20 protein-coding genes are annotated in these 20521 nt (G+C 69.9%); 3 read left to right on the top strand and 17 right to left on the bottom strand.

Going from position 1 to position 20521, the window contains the following annotated elements; all coding sequences use genetic code 11:
* Positions 1-78: 78 nt before the first annotated feature.
* The 11 genes from ACIPY5_RS03140 to ACIPY5_RS03190 are packed head-to-tail and all read right to left on the bottom strand — an operon-like array spanning position 79 to position 9484.
* A complete protein-coding gene (locus ACIPY5_RS03140; protein WP_400966570.1) occupies positions 79-882 on the bottom strand; it encodes a hypothetical protein in 804 nt (267 codons plus the stop codon).
* Positions 883-889: 7 nt separating this feature from the next.
* Positions 890-1417, bottom strand: coding sequence for a gluconokinase (locus ACIPY5_RS03145; protein ID WP_400966573.1), 528 nt, complete (start codon positions 1415-1417; stop codon positions 890-892).
* The gene (locus ACIPY5_RS03150) at positions 1414-2460 is read right to left on the bottom strand and encodes an L-idonate 5-dehydrogenase (RefSeq protein ID WP_400966575.1); all 1047 of its coding nucleotides are present in this window, start codon (positions 2458-2460) and stop codon (positions 1414-1416) included. Before ACIPY5_RS03150 ends, ACIPY5_RS03145 begins: the two co-directional genes overlap by 4 nt.
* Positions 2460-3245 (bottom strand): SDR family oxidoreductase, encoded by a 786-nt coding sequence (locus ACIPY5_RS03155; protein WP_400966578.1) that lies wholly within the window; start codon positions 3243-3245, stop codon positions 2460-2462. The genes ACIPY5_RS03150 and ACIPY5_RS03155 overlap by 1 nt, the downstream gene beginning before the upstream one ends.
* A 21-nt stretch (positions 3246-3266) precedes the next feature.
* Positions 3267-4316 carry a D-2-hydroxyacid dehydrogenase gene (locus ACIPY5_RS03160; protein ID WP_400966581.1) on the bottom strand — a complete coding sequence of 350 codons (1050 nt, stop codon included), beginning with the start codon at positions 4314-4316 and terminating at the stop codon, positions 3267-3269.
* A complete protein-coding gene (locus tag ACIPY5_RS03165) occupies positions 4313-5536 on the bottom strand; it encodes an aspartate transaminase (protein WP_400966584.1) in 1224 nt (407 codons plus the stop codon). The genes ACIPY5_RS03160 and ACIPY5_RS03165 overlap by 4 nt, the downstream gene beginning before the upstream one ends.
* A complete protein-coding gene (locus ACIPY5_RS03170) occupies positions 5533-6219 on the bottom strand; it encodes a 4-carboxy-4-hydroxy-2-oxoadipate aldolase/oxaloacetate decarboxylase (protein ID WP_400966585.1) in 687 nt (228 codons plus the stop codon). Before ACIPY5_RS03170 ends, ACIPY5_RS03165 begins: the two co-directional genes overlap by 4 nt.
* Before the next feature lie 10 nt (positions 6220-6229).
* Positions 6230-7006: an SDR family oxidoreductase gene (locus ACIPY5_RS03175; RefSeq protein WP_309339814.1), complete on the bottom strand. Its 777-nt coding sequence runs from the start codon at positions 7004-7006 to the stop codon at positions 6230-6232.
* Positions 7003-8001: a biotin-dependent carboxyltransferase family protein gene (locus ACIPY5_RS03180; RefSeq protein WP_400966589.1), complete on the bottom strand. Its 999-nt coding sequence runs from the start codon at positions 7999-8001 to the stop codon at positions 7003-7005. The genes ACIPY5_RS03175 and ACIPY5_RS03180 overlap by 4 nt, the downstream gene beginning before the upstream one ends.
* Entirely contained in the window at positions 7998-8708 is a 711-nt protein-coding gene (locus tag ACIPY5_RS03185) for an allophanate hydrolase subunit 1 (RefSeq protein WP_400966592.1), read from the bottom strand. The genes ACIPY5_RS03180 and ACIPY5_RS03185 overlap by 4 nt, the downstream gene beginning before the upstream one ends.
* Positions 8709-8713: 5 nt before the next feature.
* Positions 8714-9484, bottom strand: a complete 771-nt coding sequence (locus tag ACIPY5_RS03190; protein WP_400966594.1) for a LamB/YcsF family protein — start codon at positions 9482-9484, stop codon at positions 8714-8716.
* 275 nt (positions 9485-9759) lie between these two features.
* Here ACIPY5_RS03190 and ACIPY5_RS03195 point away from each other — a divergent pair, with 275 nt between their 5' ends.
* Positions 9760-10773, top strand: coding sequence for a LacI family DNA-binding transcriptional regulator (locus ACIPY5_RS03195; RefSeq protein WP_400966597.1), 1014 nt, complete (start codon positions 9760-9762; stop codon positions 10771-10773).
* A gap of 43 nt (positions 10774-10816) precedes the next feature.
* Here the strand turns inward: ACIPY5_RS03195 and ACIPY5_RS03200 are convergent, their stop codons facing one another.
* On the bottom strand, positions 10817-12178 hold the full coding sequence (locus ACIPY5_RS03200) for an MFS transporter (RefSeq protein WP_400966600.1): 1362 nt from the start codon (positions 12176-12178) through the stop codon (positions 10817-10819).
* Positions 12179-12480: 302 nt separating this feature from the next.
* Positions 12481-13365: a helix-turn-helix transcriptional regulator gene (locus ACIPY5_RS03205; protein WP_400966603.1), complete on the bottom strand. Its 885-nt coding sequence runs from the start codon at positions 13363-13365 to the stop codon at positions 12481-12483.
* 118 nt (positions 13366-13483) lie between these two features.
* Here ACIPY5_RS03205 and ACIPY5_RS03210 point away from each other — a divergent pair, with 118 nt between their 5' ends.
* Positions 13484-14971 (top strand): MFS transporter, encoded by a 1488-nt coding sequence (locus tag ACIPY5_RS03210; RefSeq protein WP_400966606.1) that lies wholly within the window; start codon positions 13484-13486, stop codon positions 14969-14971.
* On the opposite strand, the gene ACIPY5_RS03215 is transcribed toward ACIPY5_RS03210, so the two are convergent.
* Together ACIPY5_RS03215 and ctlX are read right to left on the bottom strand one after the other, a co-directional pair.
* Positions 14925-16361: an amino acid permease gene (locus ACIPY5_RS03215; RefSeq protein WP_400966609.1), complete on the bottom strand. Its 1437-nt coding sequence runs from the start codon at positions 16359-16361 to the stop codon at positions 14925-14927. The two genes, ACIPY5_RS03210 and ACIPY5_RS03215, sit on opposite strands and share 47 nt — an antisense overlap.
* Before the next feature lie 67 nt (positions 16362-16428).
* Entirely contained in the window at positions 16429-17349 is a 921-nt protein-coding gene (gene ctlX, locus ACIPY5_RS03220; protein WP_400966612.1) for a citrulline utilization hydrolase CtlX, read from the bottom strand.
* A gap of 216 nt (positions 17350-17565) precedes the next feature.
* On the opposite strand from ctlX, the gene ACIPY5_RS03225 reads away from it, so the two are divergent.
* Positions 17566-17997, top strand: a complete 432-nt coding sequence (locus ACIPY5_RS03225; RefSeq protein WP_309357021.1) for an Lrp/AsnC family transcriptional regulator — start codon at positions 17566-17568, stop codon at positions 17995-17997.
* Positions 17998-18035: 38 nt separating this feature from the next.
* Here the strand turns inward: ACIPY5_RS03225 and ACIPY5_RS03230 are convergent, their stop codons facing one another.
* Positions 18036-18794, bottom strand: a complete 759-nt coding sequence (locus ACIPY5_RS03230; RefSeq protein WP_400966616.1) for a lytic transglycosylase domain-containing protein — start codon at positions 18792-18794, stop codon at positions 18036-18038.
* Positions 18791-20518, bottom strand: coding sequence for a PASTA domain-containing protein (locus ACIPY5_RS03235; protein ID WP_400966619.1), 1728 nt, complete (start codon positions 20516-20518; stop codon positions 18791-18793). The genes ACIPY5_RS03230 and ACIPY5_RS03235 overlap by 4 nt, the downstream gene beginning before the upstream one ends.
* Positions 20519-20521: the final 3 nt, after the last annotated feature.

The raw sequence follows: 20521 nt of genomic DNA on the forward strand, positions 1-20521 counted from the left end.
CGCCCGCAGGGCGCGTTGGGGTCCGGGCAGGCTGTGTCACTCAGCCATGGGTTTGCAGCCTGCCCGGGGTTTGGGCGCTCAGGACGCGAGGGCTTGGGTTCGCTCGGGCTCGTGTGCGTCCGTCAGCGTGTCTGGTGTGGTGAGGGCGGCCGTGTCGATGGCGAGGATGCGGTCGAGGGTGGTGGGCGTGATACGGGTCCGTGTGGTTCTACCTTCGCCGGTGAGTTGGGCGATGGTGGTGCGGCCGGTTCCGGTGAGGGTGGAGATGTGGCGGAGGGAGAGGCCGAGGGCCCGGAGTTCGCGGATTCTGGTGGCGGCCGCTCGGGCGTCGATGCTTTCGGTGCGTGGGGCGATTCCGGCGGCTCTGGCGAGTTGTTGCCGGTAGCGCGACCTCGCGTCGGTGCAGGTGTGTCCGGTGGGGTTGCGGGGGCAGGTTGCGGGGTTGCGGCATCCGAGGAGGTATCCGTTGGAGGTGCCGTGTTCGATGGGGGTGCCGGTTCCTGCGGCGCGGCGGGCGGTGTAGGTCTGCATGTAGCGGCGGCGTGCTTCGGGGCAGGTGATGCCGCCGCGGGCCCAGTTCGGGCAGGTGCGGGTGTCGCGGCAGCCGCGGGCGTATCCCCAGGGGGTGCCGTGCACTTCGCGCACGGCGGTCTCCGATGGCGTCGCGGGTTCGGCGAGGACGTGTCGGGGCAGGGGTTGCGTGTCGGGGAGGTGGGCGAGGTGGTAGTCGGCTCGGCGGCGGATGGCGGCTTCGGTGCAGGAGAGGAAGACGGAGTCTTCCCCGTGGGGGCACATCGCACGGGTGCGGCAGCCCTGGGTGTGTCCGGCGGGGCTGCCGTGCGGGGCGGGGTCGTTGTGCGGGGCGCGGTTGTGGGGGTTCATGGGGTGTTCAGCGGGTGTGGAGGGCGTGTGCGGCGAGGGTGGTGATGCGTTCCACGGGCTGGTCGGCGTTGAGGGTGAGGCCGGTCTCGTGCGGGGTGAGGGGTTCGAGGGTCGCGAGCTGGGATTCGAGGAGGGTGAGCGGCATGAAGTGCTCGGAGCGCAGCAGCATGCGGTTCGCGAGGATCTGCGCGGTCACGTCGAGGTGGACGAAGAACACGCGGGGTGCGTGGGCGCGGAGCAGGTCCCGGTAGGCGGTCTTGAGGGCGGAGCAGGCGATGACGATGCCGGTGAGGTCGTTGCGGGCGAGTTCTTCGCCGACCGCGGTGAGCCAGGGGCCGCGGTCCTCGTCCGTGAGCGGGGTGCCCTGTGACATCTTGTGGATGTTGGCGGGCGGGTGGAAGTCGTCGGCGTCGGCGAACGCGACCCCGAGCCGGTCGGCGAGGGCGTGCCCGATCGTGCTCTTCCCGCACCCGGACGCCCCCATGACCACCACCACCGGGGCGGTCGTGCGGACAGGGCTGATGGGGGTGGTCATCTCCTGCCTCGTTCCGGACCGAATTTGAGGAGCACTTTGCTGGATGCGGTCGGGTCCGCGGCGGTCTGGAACGCGGACAGGGTCTGCCGCCAGGGGGTGATGTGGCTGATCACGGGCGTGACGCGCAGGGTCCGGTCGGCGAGGGCACGGATGACGTCGTCGATCTCGTCGTTGAACCGGAACGAGCCGAGCAGGTCGAGTTCGCGGGCGATCGCGAGCGCGATCTGCACGGGCTGCGGGCCTGCGGGCAGCAGCCCGACCATGCCGACGACCCCGCCGCGGGTCGCGCCGCGGATCGCGGTGTCCAGGCCCCGGTGGCTGCCGGAGGACTCGATGACGACGTCCGCGTCGATCGCGGCGATGTCGGCGTCGTCGGGTTGTTTCAAGACCGTGTCCGCGCCGAGCTCGGCCGCGATCTGCAGGGGCCGGTCGTGCAGATCGATCGCGGTGACGTGGCCCACGCCACGGGCTTTGAGCACCGCGATCGTGAGCAGCCCGATCGGCCCGCATCCCACGACCAGCGCGGACAGCCCGGTGACGTCCCCGATCCGGGACACGGCATGCCAGGCGACGCTAGCGGGTTCGATCAGTGCCGCGTCTTTCAGCGCGATCCCGGCCGGCAGGGCCCGCAGCATCCGAGTGGGCAGGGCGATGCGGTGCGCGAACGCGCCGTCTCGGTGCGGGAACCGGGCCGCGGATCCGAGATACCCGCCCCCGGACAGGTTCGGCCGGTCCGCGGGATGGCGGACGTATTCCCGTGCCGGGGTCGCCGGGTGCACCGCGACCCGGGTGCCTTCCGCGGGCCCGGTGCCATCCGGCGCCGCCCGGCGCACGATGCCGACGACCTCGTGGCCGAGGACCATCGGGGCTTTCAGGATCGATTCCCCGGCCGCGCCGTGCTGCCAGTAGTGCAGGTCGGAACCGCAGATGCCCCCGTAGACGACGTCGATGACCGCCTCGTCCGGCGCGGGGACGGGTTCCGGGATCTCATCGATGCGCAGATCCCCGGCCTCGTGGATCACGACCGCGTGCAACGTGCCCATCAGACGACCGCCGTCATTCCACCGTCGACGAACACGACCTGCCCGGTCACGAACCGGGACGCATCCGACGCCAACCAGACCACGGCCCCGCCGATGTCTTCCGGCTCCCCCCACCGGCCGGCAGGGGTGCGCCCCAGCACCCACGCGTTGAACACCGGGTCGTCCACGAGCGGCTGAGTCAGCTCCGTGCGGATATACCCGGGGGCGACCCCGTTCACCCGCACCCCGGACCCCGCCCACTCCGCCGTCATCGCCCGGGTCAAACCCCGAAGACCATGCTTCGCGGCCGTATAGGCGCCGATCGTGGGCCGGGCAAGGTCCGTCTGCACCGAGCAGATGTTCACGATCGCGCCCGCCCCGCGCCCGATCATCCCCCGGGCGACGGTCCGCCCGACCACGAACGCGCTGGTCAGATCCGTGCGGATCACCCGCTCCCAGTCCTCCACACTCACCTGCAGCATCGGCTCCCGATGCTGCAAGCCCGCATTGTTCACCAGGATGTCGATCGGACCGGATGCCTCGACCCCCGCGACGCCCTCGACCACCGACTGCTCATCCGTCACATCGAACACGGCCGTGGACACCGCGTCCGCTCCGAACTGCGACGCCAGCGCGACCGCCGTCGCCTGCACGGTCTCGGCGCTGCGGCCGTGGATCACGACCTGCGCGCCCGCACCCAACAGCGATCGGGCGATCGCCAGCCCGATACCCCGACTGGAACCCGACACCAGGGCACGACGCCCCGTCAGATCGAAAGGACTGGTGGGCTCGAAAGGACTGCTCATCGTCTGTTCCCTCTCCCGTTCTCAGTAGAACTCGACCGTGTCGACCACGTTGCGCAGCGGCGCCCCGTCCAGGAACCGGGTCGCGTTCTCGACGAACAGCTCCGCGATCCGCCGCTCCTCCCGCACCTCCAACGCCGCCGTATGCGGACTCACCAGCACCCGCGGATTCCCCCACAGAGGACTGTCCGCCGGCAGCGGCTCCACCTCGAACACGTCCAGCGCCGCGAAACCCACCACCCCCGTATCCAACGCCTCGAGCAGCGCCTGCTCATCGATCACCGTGCCCCGCCCCACGTTCACGACCGTCGCCCCCGGCTTCAACCCGGACAGGAACTCCCGCCCGATCAGATGACGCGTGGCATCCGTGCCCGGCAGCGTCGCCACCACCGCATCCACCCGTGCGAGCACCTCGCCCACCTCATCCGGATGCACCGTGCGGGACACCCCCGGCACCGATGCGCCACTGCGGGACGTCCCGATCACCGTCGCCCCCAACTCGGACAGCTTCGCCGCGACCACCGCACCGATCCCGCCCAACCCCAGCACCAGCACCGTCAGATCCGACACCTGCCCCATCACCCAGCGCCCGCTCCACACCCGCTCCGCCTGCTGCCCCAGCAACCGCGGAAGATGCTTCGCCCCCGCGAACACCCCGAACACCGCGAACTCCGCAAGAGCACCCCCATGCACCCCCGCCGACGTCGTGAACACCACCCGCTCGAGCTCCTCGCCCGTCAACCCCGCAGCGCGCACCTGACCGCCCCCACCCGCGGCCATCGTGTGCACCCACCGCAACAACGGATTCGCGCGCACCGTCCGCGCCAAAGCCACCGGATCCACATCCGGGATCCCGTACAGCACATCCGCCGAGTCCAACAACCCCTCGAACACCGCCTGCTGCTCCGGCGTGCGCCGGAACAACGGATCCCCGGAGAAATCCGCCGGATGACGCATCGGCGCCACCAACGACGAATCCACCACCAGATCCACCCGCGGCTCCAACCCCACGATCAACTCGCACAACTCCGACGCCAACGGCGCCGCCACCACCACCCGCAGACGCCCGGTCATCGGAGGTCCTCCACTGCGGCGCCGATCGCGTCGACCGCGGCGGTGATCGTCTCGAGGTCCGTCGCGAACGAGATCCGGAAGAAGGGCGACTGCCCGTATGCGGATCCCTGGATCACGGCGACGCCGGCGTGGTCGAGGAGATACAGCGTCACGTCCTGATCGTTCTCGAGGAGGCGACCGTCGGCCGTGGTCCTCCCGATGAGTCCCGCGCAGTCCACGTAGACGTAGAAGGCGCCGTCGGGGATGATCGGCGTCAGCCCGTCGATGGCGCTGAGACCCGCCACGGCGACGTCGCGTCGCTCCCGATACACGGGCACCGACTCGGCGATGAAGTCCTGGGGGCCTTCCAGCGCCGCGGCAGCGGCGGCCTGGCTGATCGAGGACGGGCACGAGGACGTCTGCGACTGCAGGGTGTTGATCGCGCGGACAAGGGCCGGATCCCCTGCCGCATAGCCGAGCCGCCACCCGGTCATCGCGAAGGACTTGGAGACGCCGGAGACGACGAGCACCCGGTTCCGGAGGTCGGGCGCGACGGATGCCAGGCTGGGAGCCGGCGCGCCGGTGAAGGAGATCTCGCTGTAGATCTCGTCGGACAGCACCGACACCGCAGGGTGCCGGCGCAGCACCTCCGCGAGGGCGGAGAGATCCTCCGTCGTGTAGACCGCACCGCTGGGATTGCCGGGACTGTTCAGGATCAGCCAGGTCGTGCGATCGGTGATGGCGGCCTCCAGGTCGTCGGCCGTCAGCGTGTACCCGGCTTCGGCCGACGTCGGAACGATGACCGGCCGGCCGTCGTTCGCGCGAACCATGTCCGGGTACGACACCCAGTACGGCGCCGGGATCAGCACCTCGTCGCCGGCGTCCACCGTCGCCATCAGCGCGAGAAAGATGACCTGCTTGCCCCCGCCGCCGACGGTGATCTCGGAATCCGCGTAGTCGATCCCGTGCGTGCGCCGCAGCGAACTCTTGATCGCCTGACGCAGACGTGGCGTGCCGTTCACCGGGGTGTACTTCGTCTCCCCCGCCCGGATCGCGGCGATCGCCGCATCCTTGATGTGGTCGGGGGTGTCGAAGTCCGGTTCGCCGACGGTGAGGTCGAAGATGCGGCGTCCGGCGGCCTTCAGCTCGCGCACGCGCGCGGCCGCGGCGGTGCTCGGAGACGGCGCGATCCTCGCGAGTCGCTCCGCTCCCCGGAAGGAGGACGTCATGGTCTCGCTCACGACTCGTCCTCGAGGTCGGTGGTGAGCCCCTTCGCCTTCAGCACCTCGGTCAGGTTGCAGAGATCGATCGTCGTGCGCCCGGCCCAGTACTGCTCGATCAGCGTGGCCTCATGGGCGTCTCTCGCGGCGGACAGTTCCGCCGCCTCGCGCACCTCCTCACGCCGGACGACCACCACGCCGTCCGCATCGCCCTTGACGACGTCTCCCGGACGGATGCTCTCGCCGGCGAACACCACCGGCTGGTTGAGCGCACCGAGAGTCTCCTTGACCGTGCCCTTGATCGAGACGCTCCCGGAGAACACGGGGAGCCCGAGCGAGCGCAGCTCCTGAGTGTCGCGGACACCGGAGTCGGTGACGAGGGCCGCGATGCCCTTCGCCTTGCAGGCGTTGCCGAGCACGTCCCCGAACATCCCCGCCTCGGGGAACCCGCCGGCGGCGACGATCAGCACGTCTCCCGGCTGCGCATAGTGGATCGCCACCTGCAGCATGAGGTTGTCGCGCGGCGCGCAGACCACCGTGAACGCGGAGCCCACGAAGGACGTGTCGCGATCGATGGGCTTGATGCGCGAGTCGAGAGCTCCTCGACGCCCCTGCGCCTCGTGGATGGTGGCGGAGGTGAACTCGCCGAGGCGTGCGATGTCGGCGGCATCGGCCCGCTCGATCTTCGTGGTGACGTGAACCATGGTGTCGTCCTTACTGTGCGTCGTGCGCGAGTGCGTCCTGCGGGCGGCGGTCGAAGGTGAGGCCGCCGGGAACCTGGAAGGTCGGCATGAGCTCGATGAGCCCGATGTTGACGTGGGCCGGCGCATCCACCGCGAACTCGATCGCCGAGACGAGGTCGTCGACGGTGAGCGACTCGAAGCCCTCGTAGAACTCGGCCCACGCCGCCGCGTCGGTCTCCGGAGTGCCCCCGAGATTGCGGGAGAAGATCTCGGTCTCGATGCGCCCGGGGCTGAGCTCCGTCACCCGGACCCTCTTGCCGAGCGCGTCGTTGCGCAGCTGGCGGGAGAGCTGATGGATCGCGGCCTTCGTCGCGTGATAGGCGGTGTGCCCGAAGAAGTTGTAGTGCCCGGCGATCGAGGAGATGTTGAGGACGTGTCCGCGATCGCGCTCCACCATGCCCGGATAGACGAGGCGGAGGATCTGCATCACCGCCGTGAGATTCACCTCGACGAGGTCATCGAGGTCCTCGGCCGACGAGCTCAGCAGATTGCCCGGGCGACTCACCCCCGCGCTGTTGAGCACGATGTCGGCCTCCACGCCCTCCAGTTCGCGGGTGAGGGCGACCGTGTCGCGCACGTCGACCGCATGGGTGATCACGCCCTTCTCCGCCAGCGCGGCGAGACGCGACTCGTCCCGCGCGATCGCGTGGACGGTGAGCCCCTTCGCGAGGAAGAGGTCGATCGCACCGCGGCCGACGCCACTGGTCGCGCCCGTGACGACGGCGACACGGTAGTCGGAGAAAGTCATGAGAAGGTCCTTCCGGTGAGTGAGGTGGAGAGGGCGTCCAGAGCCGAGAACACGGATCGGACGCGAAGACGAAGAGCCTCCAGCTCGACGCGATCGGCGCGTGCACGCGCCGCCGCATCCGAGGACGAGACCTTGCGGAAGCGGACGCGCTCACCCGGTCGCACCTGGGCGAGAGTGTCGAGCGAACCCGAGGTCACGACCGCGAGCACGGGATATCCCGCCGTGACGCCGCGTCCTCGATGGAGCACCAGGAGCTCCTCCCCCGGCGGGACCTCCACGGCGCCGACGGGAACGCCGCGGGACAGCACCTCGCCGTGCGCGCGGCGCTCCGGGAGCGGGCCGACCATGCGCAGGCCGATGTGGTTGCTCGTGGGGGTGATGAGATACGGCTGCGCGAAGAGGCGGTCGGCCGTGCCGGCGAAGTCGCCGATGTCGGGTCCGTCCGTCACGTCGACGACGAAACTCCTCGAAGGTCGCGGGACGTCGAGGCTGTAGAGCTCGGCGGCGAAGTGATCGTTGAAGATCGCATCGGTCGAGCGTCGCACCGGGATGGTGGCACCGCCGGCGATGCGGCCGCCGAAACCCAGAACGGAATCGGGTGCGCAGCTGCCGAGCAGCTGCGGCACATCGAACGAGCCGCGGACCGCGAGGTACGCGCGCAGCCCGCCCTGGAGATGCCGCAGGGCGACGGTCTCCCCCGCCCGGACGGAGACCGGTTGGTTCGAGGGACGCCCCACGCCGTCCACGGTGAGGTGGCCGTCCGATCCGGCGACGGCCAGGAGGATGTCGGCCCCGGTGACGAACTCGACATCGAGAGCCGTGATCTCCAGCAGCGGATCCTCGTCGGCGTTTCCCACGAGGATGTTCGCGATCCTGGCGGAGCGCTGATCGAGGGCGCCGTTCACCGGAACGCCGTAGCGGGGTCCACGGCGGCGTCCGAGGTCGGTCACCTGGGTGGCGCCCGCCTCGGTGAAGGTCAGCGTGCCGGCGCTCATCGCGCCACCATCCTGGTTCCGCGCAGCGCCTCGAACTCGTCCCGGCCGATCGGGCGGAAGCGGATGAGATCCCCCGGCTCGTACGGCACGAACGGCTCGGCCTGCAGATCCAGCACGGTCAGCGGCGTCCTGCCGATCAGTCGCCACCCCCCGGGTGCCGCCGCGGGCGTGATGGTGGCCTGGCGCCCGGCGACCGAGACCACGCCCTGCGGGACATGCGGGCGGGGCTTCGCCAGACGCGGCACAGGGCGCGGGAACGCGGGGCCGTCGAGCATCGGGGATCCGCCCGGCGCGCCGAGGCAGCGCACCACATAGGTCGGCTCGCTGTGCAGGAGGACGATCTCCTCAGTGCTCAATCCCTGCGCATCGGCGACGTCCTGAAGGTCGAGCTCGCCGTCGAGGTCGTAGAGGACGGGGACGTCGAAGGTGCGAGGGGTCTCCGTGAGCGGCCGATCGGCGTCCAGCCCGTCGACCAGGTGCTCGAGATAGTCGCGCAGTCGATCGAGGGAGACGTCGATGGGGTCGATCTCGATCAGCGCCGCGTCGTACGTCGGGATGACGCACTCGACGCCGGGCACGTGCGAGGAGTCGACGAGCCGGGCCAGGTGATGGACGAGTCGCCAGCCGGCCTCCCTGTCGGCCAGGGTGCTCGAGACCCGGAGAGCCGAGTTGCCGCTGGGCGAGATCACGACGGATCCGTTCGTCATGGTGCTCACTCCAGCCAGTCCGCGAGCGGCGCGATCACGACGCCGGCGGCTTCCAGGCCGTCCCGGATCCGCTGCGCGAGGGCGACGGCACCGGCGGTGTCCCCGTGCACGAGCACGGTGTCGCAGGCGACGGGGATCGGAACGCCGTTGCGGCTCTCGATCACGCCGTCGACCACCATCCGCACGGTCCGGCGCTGGATCTCCTCCGGATCGCGGATCACCGCACCGGGCTCGGTGCGCCGCACGAGCGTGCCGTCGTCCTCATAGGCCCTGTCGGCGATTCCGACGATCCCGACCCGCAGGCCGGCTGCGCGAGCCGCCTCGGCGAGCCTGCCGTCCTGCGCGAGGACGATGAGCTCCGGGTCGAGTCTCCGCGCCGCCGTCGCGACGGCATCCGCGTAGTCCTCGCGGACCGCGACCAGGTTGCCCAGCCGTCCGTGGGGAGCCAGGTGCGTGACCTTCGCGCCGTGGAAGGCGGCGATCGCCTGCAGGGCGCCGAACTGGTACAGCACGTCGGTGCGGACCTCTTCCGCGGTCAGGCCCATGTCACGGCGACCGAACCCCTGCAGATCGGGGAAGGACGGGTGCGCGCCGATGCCGACGCGGCGCTGTGCGCACCCGCGGACCGTCTGGTCCATGATCCGCGGATCCCCGGCGTGGAAGCCGCAGGCGACGTTCGCCGACGTGAGGATGTCCAGAAGCGCCGCGTCGTCGCCCATGCGCCACGGGCCGAAGCCCTCACCGAGATCTGCGACCAGATCGATCGTCCGGGTCATCGTCAGCTCCTCTCCTCATCGTGATTCCGCTGTCCTGGATCAGGCTAGGACGGGCGGCATCACGTCGTGCATGTGCGTGCCTTTCTCGTGCCACTCTCGTCCACAGCTCTCGGTGGAATAGGGGGACGTAGCGAAGCGCTTGGCAACTTTTGTGCCAATCCGTCCTTCACAGAGGTCGCTGATGAGGAGTCAGGTTCGGTAGCATCGACGAATCCGGTCAGGTCCACGACATCGATGAGGGGCCAGCCGCAATCCCGTTGCCCGAGGAGTCCGCCATGGTCATTCCTGGTCGTCGTGTCCAGCGTCGTGTCACCCTCACGGAGATCGCCGAGGCCTGCGGGGTCGCGCCCTCCACCGTGTCCCGCGCGCTGTCGAACCCGAACCGCGTGAGCACCGTGATGTACGAGCGGATCACCAGCAAGGCGCAGGAGATGGGCTACACCTCGGCGCTGCTGCCCTCGGCCGACAACCGGCTCGCCCGCGGCACGATCGCCCTCGTCCTCCCCAACCTCACCAACCCCTTCAACCTCGACGTGATCCGCGGGGCGCAGGCGCAGATCCGAGCCGCGAGCTACCTGCACCTCCTCGTCAGCACGGAGGAATCGCTGCCGATGGAGGCGCAGTGGATGCGGGAGATGGCGCGGACGGTCGACGGCATCGTCGTCTCCTCCCCCCGGATCGACGACGAGGCGCTGCGAGCGGTGTCCCAGGTCGCACCGACCGTGGTCGTCAATCGTGCGGCGCCCGGTCTGTCCGGCGTCGTGATCGACACCCCCGCCGGGCTCGGGCAGGCCGTCCACTACCTGAACTCGCTGGGCCATACGCGCATCGCGTACGTCCGCGGTCCCCACGCGTCCTGGACCGACCGGACGCGCTTCGAGGCGATCACCGCGGCCGCGCACGAGAGCGACGTGGAGATCGTCGCCGTCGGGCGGTATCAGCCGACCCTGTCCAACGGTGCCGCGGCCGCGGATGCCGTCGTCCTCACCCGCGCCACGGCGTGCATCTTCTTCAACGATGTCCTCGCGATCGGCGCCCTGGACCGGTTCCATCAGCTCGGGGTCGCGATTCCGGACGACCTCAGCGTGGTCGGCTGCGACGACATCTTCGGGGCGTCGTTCTCGCATCCGCCACTCACCACGGTCACGTCCCCCGGCGAGAGCGCCGGCCGAGCGGCCGTTGACATGCTCATCGGCCGGTTCGCGACGCGGGATCGCTCGGATCGCATCGATCACATCTCGGCCCACCTCACGGTCCGCGCGTCGACGGGTCCCCGCAATAACGACTGACCCCTGGGCCGCGACGGCGGGCCCAGGGGTCAGGAAGGCGGAGCTAGGCCTCGGCGGGCAGCACGGTGGCTGCGGTGACCGCTTCCTTCTCGCGCTCGGTCTGCTGCAGGTCATCGATCTCGTCGAGCGTGTAGCCGCGGGTCTCCTTCGCGGTGAGCGCCGAGATCGTCGCCACGGCCATCAACCCGATCGCGAGAGCGGCGGGACCCACCCAGCCTTTGAGGTCCGCGCCGGCGAGCGCCGTCGACGCGACGGGACCGATGGCCCCCGCGATCGCGAAGCCGATCTGGGTGCCCGTGGCGAGGCCGGAGACGCGCACGCGGCTCGGGAACATCTCGGCGAAGAACGCAGGCCAAGCCGCGTTCGCGGTCGAGTAGAACAGGCCGTTGCAGAGGATCCCGAGGATGAAGATCAGCGGCCAGTTCGCCTGCGTGATCGCCCACAGGTAGGGCGCCGTCGTGAGTCCCGCACCGACCGCGCCGATGATGAACACGGTCCGGCGACCGATCCTGTCCGCGAGGATGCCGGCGACCGGCGTGTACAGGATCGCGAGGAAGCTCGCGCCGACGGGAACCCACAGCATCGTCGGCTTGTCCAGTCCGTAGCCCACGGTCGCGAAGGAGACCGAGAAGGCGGCGAACAGATAGCTGACTCCGGCGATCATCGCGCAGGCCGCGACGCGGATGATCTTGGCCCAGTGGAAACGGGTCGCCTGCTTGATCGGCGACAGCTGAACCTTGATGGCCTGGGTCTCCAGGAAGGCCGGCGGCTCCTCGAGGGTGCGTCGGATGACGTAGGCGACGATCACGACGACCGCGGAGAGCCAGAACGGGATGCGCCACGCCCAGCCGAGCAGCTGCTCCTGAGGGAGCGCGGCGAACGGGATGAACACGGCCGTCGCGAGCAGACCGCCCGAGGCGGAACCGCTCGTCACGAAGCTCGTCGCGAACGCCCTGCGCTGCTCCGGGGCGTGCTCCAGGGTCATCGTGATCGCACTCGCCTGCTCCCCCGAGACCGAGAGCCCCTGGATGATGCGGATGACGATCAGCAGGATCGGTGCAAGGATGCCGACCTGACCATAGGTGGGCAGGCATCCGATCAGGAAGGTGCACGCGCCGATCCCGAACAGGGTGATCATCATCACGAACTTCCGACCGAACCGATCGCCGAGGGGGCCGAGGATGAAGGCGCCGAGCGGGCGGACCACGAAGCCGATCGCGAAGGTCGCCATGCTCAGCAGCACCTTGATCCCGTCGGGCAGCTCCGGCGGGAAGAAGAGGACGTTGAGTACCAGCGCCGCCGCCGTGCCGTACACGGCGAAGTCGTAGTACTCGAGTGTCGTGCCGACCCAGGAGGCTATCGCGGCTTTCGCCGGAGTCTTCTGATGAGCCACAGATTTCGTCATGTCGCCTCCATTGGCGGTATCTCAGGGAGGCCCGGCGGTCGGGAGCCGTTCGCTGCGAACGGATGCGGGGCCTGCTGATCTGCTCTCCGGAGCATTGGTGCCCCAGGTACGGAAAACTGTAGGAATCGGCGCTCATCGCGACAAGTGATGTGCCAAGTCATTGCCGGGCGTGGCCCGGGATCCTTGAGAACACCGGGGAAGCGGGGATCCTCGCTGAGATTCTTATGCCAAGAAGTTTGCCAGTTCGGCCTTCGGTCGGCGTCGCTGAAGGAAGGACGACGACGCGACGATCGAGGCGGTTCCTAGAACCCGTCGGTCAGCAGGCGCAGGGCTGCGGCCGATGCGCTGCCCGGCTCCGCGGCGTGAGTGAGGATGCGCTGTCCGTTGCCTTCGGGGAGGTGCAGGACTTCGAAGCCGAGCTCGAGCTCCCCGACCTCGGGGTGGCGGAACCGCTTGCTGCCGCTCGTGCACAGGCGGACGTCGTGGCCCGCCCACAGCGTCGCGAACTCGGTGCTCTTCACGCTCAGTTCGCCCACCAGTTCTGCGAGCCCTCGGTCGTCCGCGAACTGCGCGGCCACGTATCGCAGGGACGCCACGGCGCGCGCAGTCTCGTCGCGCCGATCGATGTAGAGATCGCGGGTGTGCTCGTCCAGGAACAGCAGCCTGATCTGGTTGGGCCGCTCATCCGCGCTCGCCGGAGCATCGACGTCGAGGTGACCGGCGAGAAGGCGATGACCGGCGTCGTTCCAGGCGAGGATGTCGTTGAAACGCCCGAGGAGCACGGCCGGCACGTCGCTCATCGCACGCAGCAGCTGCACGGCTCCAGGCTTGGCGATCTCGGGCGCCCCTGCCCGGGGGCGCTTGACCGGGGCGGGACGCGCGAGCGTCTGCAGGTGAGCCCGTTCGTCCGGGTCGAGCTGCAACGCGCGTGCGAGTGCGTCGACGATGGCGTCGGAGGCGTTCTGCGACTGCCCCTGCTCCAGTCTCGTCAGATAGGTGACCGAGACCCCGGCGAGAAGGGCCAGCTCCTCGCGGCGCAGACCGGGAACGCGTCTTCTGCCGTAGCTGGCGACTCCGGCCCGGTCCGGACTGATCCGATCGCGGCGGGAGCGCAGGAACTCGCCCAGCTCCGTCACCGGCCGCTCGAGCTCACCCGGATCCGGTGCGTCGAAAAGGTGTCCGTCCACGCGTCCAGTCTCGCGCACTCCCCGCAGGCGAGCCTGTCCCTGCCGGTGCTAGGCAGCGGCGGAGGGGTCTGCACAGGGATCTGGCTGCTCCCCTGCGCGAGAACGGAGCCTGGATCCCATGAGCGACACCGATGCTTCACCGGCCCTGCACTCCCCCGAGGCCCGAGCGCGCGCCGAGCGCTTCACGCCCTCTCAGCGCACCGCGATGACCGTGCTCCTGGCTGCGAACTTCACCCTCGCGGTCGACTTCTCGATCCTCAACGTCGCCCTGCCGGTCATCGGCAGAGATCTCGGGTTCGTCACGGACGCGCTCCAGTGGATCGTCACCGCGTTCGCGCTCTGCGCCGCCGGGTTCACGCTGCTCTTCGGCCGGGTCGCCGACCTGTTCGGCCGCAAGAGGCTGTTCCTGACCGGCATCGTGATCCTCGGACTCGCGTCTGCCGCCGGTGGCCTTGCGCAGGAGCCCGCCCTGCTGCTGACGGCACGGGTGGGTCAGGGCCTCGCCACCGCGATGGTCACGCCCGCCGCACTGTCGCTGATGACCACCATGTTCCCGGACGGCCCGGCCCGATCGCGCGCGCTCGGGCTCAACGGCGCCCTCATGGCGGCGGGCTTCACCATCGGAGCCGTGCTGGGAGGCGTCCTCACCGGTGCCGTCTCGTGGAGGTGGGCGTTCTTCATCAACGTCTTCATCGCCCTCGCGGTGGTCGCGATCGGGCCGTTCGTGCTCCGCGAGCCCGCCCGCCTCGGCAGGGCGCGCCTCGACGTGCCGGGAGCGATCCTCGTCACCGCCGCGCTCATCGCGCTCGTCTTCGGAATCGACAATGCCGGCCGGATGGGATGGACGACCCCCGGGACCTGGGCGCCGATGGCGGGCGCTCTCGTCCTCTTCGTCGTGTTCCTCGGCGTCGAAAGCCGCGCGGCGCAGCCGCTGATCGCGCCGAGTCTGCTCTCGCGCCGCAGCATCGCCTGGGGCAACGCAGCCGGACTCCTCGCGTTCGCGACGTTCACCTCGCTCGTCTTCCTGCTCACCCTCTACCTCCAGGAGGTGCTGGGCTACACCGCCGTCGCCGCCGGTCTCTTCCTCGGCGTCCTCGGTGTCGGCACCGTCCTCGGAGGACTCATCGCTCCGAAGATCATCGGAAGGAGGGGCCCGAAGACGGCGATCGTCGGCGGCCTCCTGGTGCAGGCGGCCGCCGTCGCACCCCTCGCCTTCGCCGGCACCCCGCGCACCTGGCTGGCCCCGGTGCTCATCCTGACCTTCGTCGGCGGGATCGCGAACCTCGTCGCGATCGTCGGCTACGCGGTCGCTTCGACCGCGGGCGTGCCCGCCGACCAGCAGGGACTCGCGACCGGCCTGGTCACGATGAGTCAGCAGGTGGGCATCACCCTGGGCACACCTGTGATGTCCGCCATCGCGACCGGCGTCGCAGCTTCGACGCTTCTCCCGGGCCTCCACCTCGCGATCGGCATCAACGCCGGCATCGCGCTTCTCGCAGCCGTCCTCGTCGCGGTCTTCCTGGGGCGGACGGGCGCAACGGCCCGCCCACCGGGAGGACTCACTCCTCGTCGAGAGGGTGCCGCACGGTCGGGATCGACCCGGTGAGCGGGCGGCCGGCCCTGATCAGCTGTCTCTTGCGGATCTGCCAGAACACCGTGAGCAGGAGGAACCACACCGGTGTCGCGAGCGTCGCGTACCGGGTGCCCTCGCTGTACAGCAGAGCGACCACGATGAACACGAAGAACGCGAGGATCGCCCATGGGGTGACGGCGGCGAAAGGCAGACGGAACTTCGATGCGGCATGGCGATCGGGATGGCGACGACGGTAGACGATGTAGCTGACCACGATGGAACCCCAGGTGAAGATCACGAGGGACGCGCACATCGTCGAGACGAAGTCGAAGGCGGCGACGACGCCGTCTCCCGCGTACAGCAGCGGGATGGCCGTGAACAGCAGTACGGCGGTGGTGAAGACCGCGCGCGTGGGAACGCCGCGACTGTCGGTGAGCGCCAGTCCCCTGGGGGCATGCCCGTCCTTCGAGAGCCCGAACAGCATGCGCGTACCGGAATAGACGCCCGAGTTGGCGCTGGAGGCCGCCGACGTCAGCACGACGAGGTTCATCACCAGCGCCGCAGGCACGAAGCCGGCGAGCAGGAACGTCTGCACGAAAGGGCTCTCGCCGGCCTTGAGCTCCGACCAGGGCGTGATGCTCATGATCACGGTGAGGGATCCGACGTAGAAGATCAGGATCCGCACGACGATCGAGTTGATCGCCTTGGGCAGGGTCCTGCGCGGGTTCTCCGTCTCGGCCGCCGTGGTGCCCACCAGCTCGACCCCGATGAAGGAGAAGACGCCCATCTGGAATCCGAGCACGAATCCGCTGAACCCCATCGGGAACATGCCGCCCAGATCCCACACATGGGTGATCGATGCCTGCACCCCGTTGTGGGTGAACCCGGTGAGCAGCAGCAGGATGCCCGTCGTGATGAGAGCCAGGATGGCGACGATCTTGATGATCGCGAACCAGAACTCCATCTCGCCGAACCACTTCACCGGCTGGAGGTTGAGGAGCAGCAGGATCAGGGCCGCGACACCGGCGGGGACCCACAACGAGACGTCGGGCCAGAAGAACCTGGTGTAGCCGACGATCGCGGTGATGTCCGCGACGCACGCGATGACCCAGCTGAACCAGTAGTTCCAGGAGACGAAGAACCCGGCCCACGGACCGAGCATGTCCTTCGCGATGTCGCCGAACGTCTTGTAGTGCAGGTTCGAGAGGAGAAGCTCCCCGAGCGCGCGCATGATGAAGAAGACGAAGAACCCGATGATCGCGTAGACGAACAGGATCGACGGGCCGGAGACGGACACGAGGCGCCCGGAACCCATGAACAGACCGGTTCCGATCGCGCCGCCGATGGCGATGAGCTGGAGATGACGGTTCTTGAGCCCGCGCTTCATCTCCTCGGGCGGCGCGGCCTTTTCGGTGAGGGACATGACACTCCTTCGTATCGGTCGGGGATGAGAGCAGGAACGGGTGAGCGCGAGTGAGCCGCGGCGGCGCTCACGCGACCAGCGGTCGAGGATCCAGGTGGATGCCGGCGATCATGCACCGCACCGACCCGCCCGCGAGCTCGATGGTGGGTACGGGGACGGCGACGATCCGGGCGCTGCGCTCGATCTTCGCGACCTGATCCGCGCGAAGTGCTGCACAGGCGCGCGCCGACATGACGAGGATCCGGCCGGACGCTCCCTGCAGCTCGATCGCATTGCCGGCGAACTCCGCGATCTGCGCGCGGGTCAGCGCGATCACCTCGTGCCTCGCCGAGAGCCGCGCGGAGACCTCGGCGCGACGCCGGGCGTCGGTGATCATGTCGAGCGCGATGAGCGCGAGCTCGGTGCCGACGGCCATCATCACGTTCGTGTGATAGACCGGCGCCCCGGTGTCGTCGACGGCGTCGAAGGCCATCGGCTCGAACCCGAAGTTCGTGCAGAACCGCTCCAGTGCCACGGGATCGGCCCGGTGGGAGCGGGCCACGTAGGCGATCCGCGCCTGGTGATCGAGCACCATGGCTCCCGTGCCCTCGAGGAACACGTCGTCCGGCTCGAGCCCGGAGTAGTCGATCACGTCCTGCACCCGGTACTGCGACTTCAGCATCTCGACGATGTCGGCGCGGCGCTCCCCCCTCCGATTCGATGCATACATCGGGAAGAGCGCGACGTGTCCGCCGGCGTGCGTGGAGATCCAGTTGTTGGGGAACACGCTGTCGGGGCGGTCCGCGCCCTGATCGTCGAAGAGGTGCACGGTCACGCCCTCCGCCCTGAGGGCCTCGGCGAGCGCGGCCACCTCGTCGAAGGCGCGGCGCGCGATCTCCTCCGCCGAGGCGTCGGACGTCGACTGGAAGGCGTTGTCGGCCGCGGTCTGCGCATTGGGCGAGAAACCCGAAGGACGCACGAGGATGACGGCTGAGGGTGCTTGCGACATCTCAGGCGACCGCCCCGTCCGACGACGGCGTCTCGACCCGCGGGTCGACGATCCTCTGGGCCAACGGCGCATCATCCAGGAACGGAGGCCGTTCCGTCTCGCTCTGCTTCATGCAGTAAACCGTAGGATCCAGCACTATTCATGCGCGATACACAGAGGAAGCGACAATCTGTCTAATTCTCGTCATATTGCTACCCCTGGAGATACAGTTTGCTCATGGGCACTCTGACCGAGCTCGATCGACAACTCATCGCCGCACTCCGGGAGGATGGTCGGATGCCGATCGCCACGCTGGCGCGACGTCTGGGCGCCGCTCGTGCGACGGTCACCTCCCGGCTGGATCGGCTCGTCGCAGAGGGCGTCATCATCGGCTTCAGCGTGCGCGTGCGCGATGAAGCCGCCGTCGACAGGATCCGCGCGGTCTCCCTGATCGCGGTCGAAGGGCGCGCGACCAGTGCGGTGCTCAGCAGGCTTCGGGGCTTCCCCGAGATCACCGCTCTGCATACGACGAACGGGGGCTGGGATCTCGTGGCGGAGCTCTCGGTGGACAGCCTCGCGGAGTTCGATCAGCTCCTCGGTCGCATCCGCGGGATCTCGGGCATCGTCAACAGCGAGACGAGCCTGCTGCTCAGCTCCGTGCTGCGCTGACGCGAAGACGGAGTCGTCTCCGGCTGAAGGCGTCGCCGTCAGCGCGCCGCCGCGGCATAGCCGTTGGCGGCGCGCGCGACATCGGCGACGTACTGGTCCAGATCGTTGTAGCGGAGGATCGCCCGCCGCCACCCCTCGGGCGTCGCGACGGATCCGGAGGCGCACAGGTATCGCGCTGCGGCGAGGGCCGCGTCGTCGATCTGGTTCGGATCCGCCACGCCATCGCCATCGCCGTCCGCACCCCAGGTGCGCCACGTCTCGGGAATGAACTGCATGGGTCCGACGGCCCGATCCCAGACGGTGTCGCCGTCCCAGGCGCCGCCGTCGGTGTCGGGGATCGCCATGACCCCGTTCCCGTCGAGCGCGGCGCCCCGGATCGGCGGGTCCGGGCGCCCGTCCGCACCCAGGACGGCGCCGCCGTGCCGGCCGTGATCGGTCTCGATCAGGCCGATCCCCGCGAGCGTGTTCCATCCGATCCCGCAGGAGGGATCCTCGGCGGAGACGATGAGATCTGCGGAGGCATAGGCCGCCAGCGCCCGCTCCGGGATGCCGGTCGACGCCGCGGTGCGCGTCAGCCAGCCGGCGTCGACGGCGCGCCGGGTGGTGCTCTCCGCGTCCGTCGTCGCCCCCGAGCGCGGCGCCTGCCCGACCCCTGGTGCCGGCGCACGCGTGGCCGTGGTCGCCTCGGCCGGGGTCTCCGCGCCGGCGAGCTGCAGCAGGATCACGGCGGCTGCCGCGATCACCAGGACGCCGAGCACCACCGCGAGCCTCGTGACCACCTGTGCCGCGCGGGTCACGAGCCGACCCCGTCGGGCGAGGTGGGCTGCGGCGTGACCGGCGCGGAGCGCTCGAGCCGGAGGATGACCGCGGATCCGACCGGCAGCGTCACACCGGGGCCGGGATCGCTGCCGAGCACCCGCGCCGCATCCGCCGCATCGCGAGGATCCGCACTGGGGCGGAAGCCCGCGGCCTCGATCGCAGCTCTGGCCTCGGCGAGGGTCAGTCCCGCGGTGTCCGGCATGCTGCTGCGTCCGCTGGCGATCACGAGATCCACGGTATCCCCCGGCTTCGCCTCGGCACCGGGCCGCGGGGACTGTGCCAGCACGCGGTCGGCGAGTTCGCTGGAGTCCATCCGGGTCACGGTGCCCCGGGCCAGTCCCATCCGGGCCAGCACGGCCTCCGCCGCCGCCAGATCGCCCTTCAGCTCGGGGACGGTCACGATCTGGGCCGGCGATGCCTCCGGTGGCGCTACCGGAGCATCGGCCCCGGGCGTCGCAGCAAGGACGGGCGGAGAGGCGAGATCGGGGTCGGGGAGCACCTCGACCGACGACGGCGCCGGTGTGTCCTCTCTCCCGTTCGCCGAGGCGAAGGCCGCCACGAACACGCCCGCGATCACCGCCATCGCGAGCACGACCGCGCCGAGCCCGACTGCCACCGCGGCGCCGTGCGAACCGGGAGCGGGATCGGCCCCCGGCCGTTCTCCTGAGGATCCCGGGGAAAGATAGTCGAGGTCGTCGGCCGTCGCGCCGCGGGGCAGGAGCGTGGTCGGCCCGGTCTCTCGGGTCTCCTCGCCCTCGTCACGCGCGGCGACCTGGACGGCGAACGGATCCGGGAGGTCTGTCACGGCCTCCGCGAGCGCCGCACGGAACTCGCCGGCGTCTCGGAAGCGACGCGCCGGCGTCTTCGTGAGCGCACGCACGACGACGCCGTCGAGGGGCCGCGCGGCCGGGACGACGGCCGAGGGGACGGGAGGCGGTGCGACCAGATGCGCACGGAGCACCTCCTCGTTCGTGGACCGCGGGAAGGGCGGCGCCCCGGTGAGCAGGAAGAACAGCACCGCGCCGACCTGGTACAGATCGCTGCCGGCGCGCAGCGGCCGCCCCGAGGCCTGCTCGGGCGACATGAAATGCACATTGCCGACGATCGCCGCGCCCTCGCCGGCCGTCGGGCGTCCGGCCAGCAGCACGTCGGCGCCCACGGTCGAGCGCCCCGAGGCGTCAGCGAGACCGAAGTCGAGGATCCGCACATCGTGCGCGCGCGCATGCGTTCCCGCGGTCTCGAGGACGACGTTCTGCGGTGAGATGTCGCGGTGCACGATGCCCGCCGCGTGCGCGGCCTCGAGTCCCGCGAGCATCCCCGTCACGACCGCCGCCGCCTCGGCAGGCGGGAGGGGTCCGTGCGTGCGCACCCAGTCGCGCAAGGTCTTCCCGCGCAGCAGATCGAGCGCGATCCAGGGCATCGTCACCCCGCCCGCCTCGTGCAGACCGGCGTCGTGGATGAGCACGACGTTGCCGTGGGTCACGGACGCGGCATGCCGGGCTTCGCGGAGGAACGCCCGCCGGGCCGCCGCATCCGCGCAGAGGTGCGGGTGCAGGATCTTGATCGCCACCGGCGGGCCGCCGAGGACGTCGTCCGCGCGGTGCACCGCGGCGGATCCGCCCACCCCGAGCAGCGCCCCGAGCCGGTAGCGACCGCCCAGGAGCTCCCCCTCGGCCTCGGATCCACCGTGCGTCCCGGTCATGGC

The sequence above is a fragment of the Microbacterium sp. NPDC089698 genome (assembly GCF_044749045.1).
Taxonomy (GTDB): Bacteria; Actinomycetota; Actinomycetes; order Actinomycetales; family Microbacteriaceae; genus Microbacterium.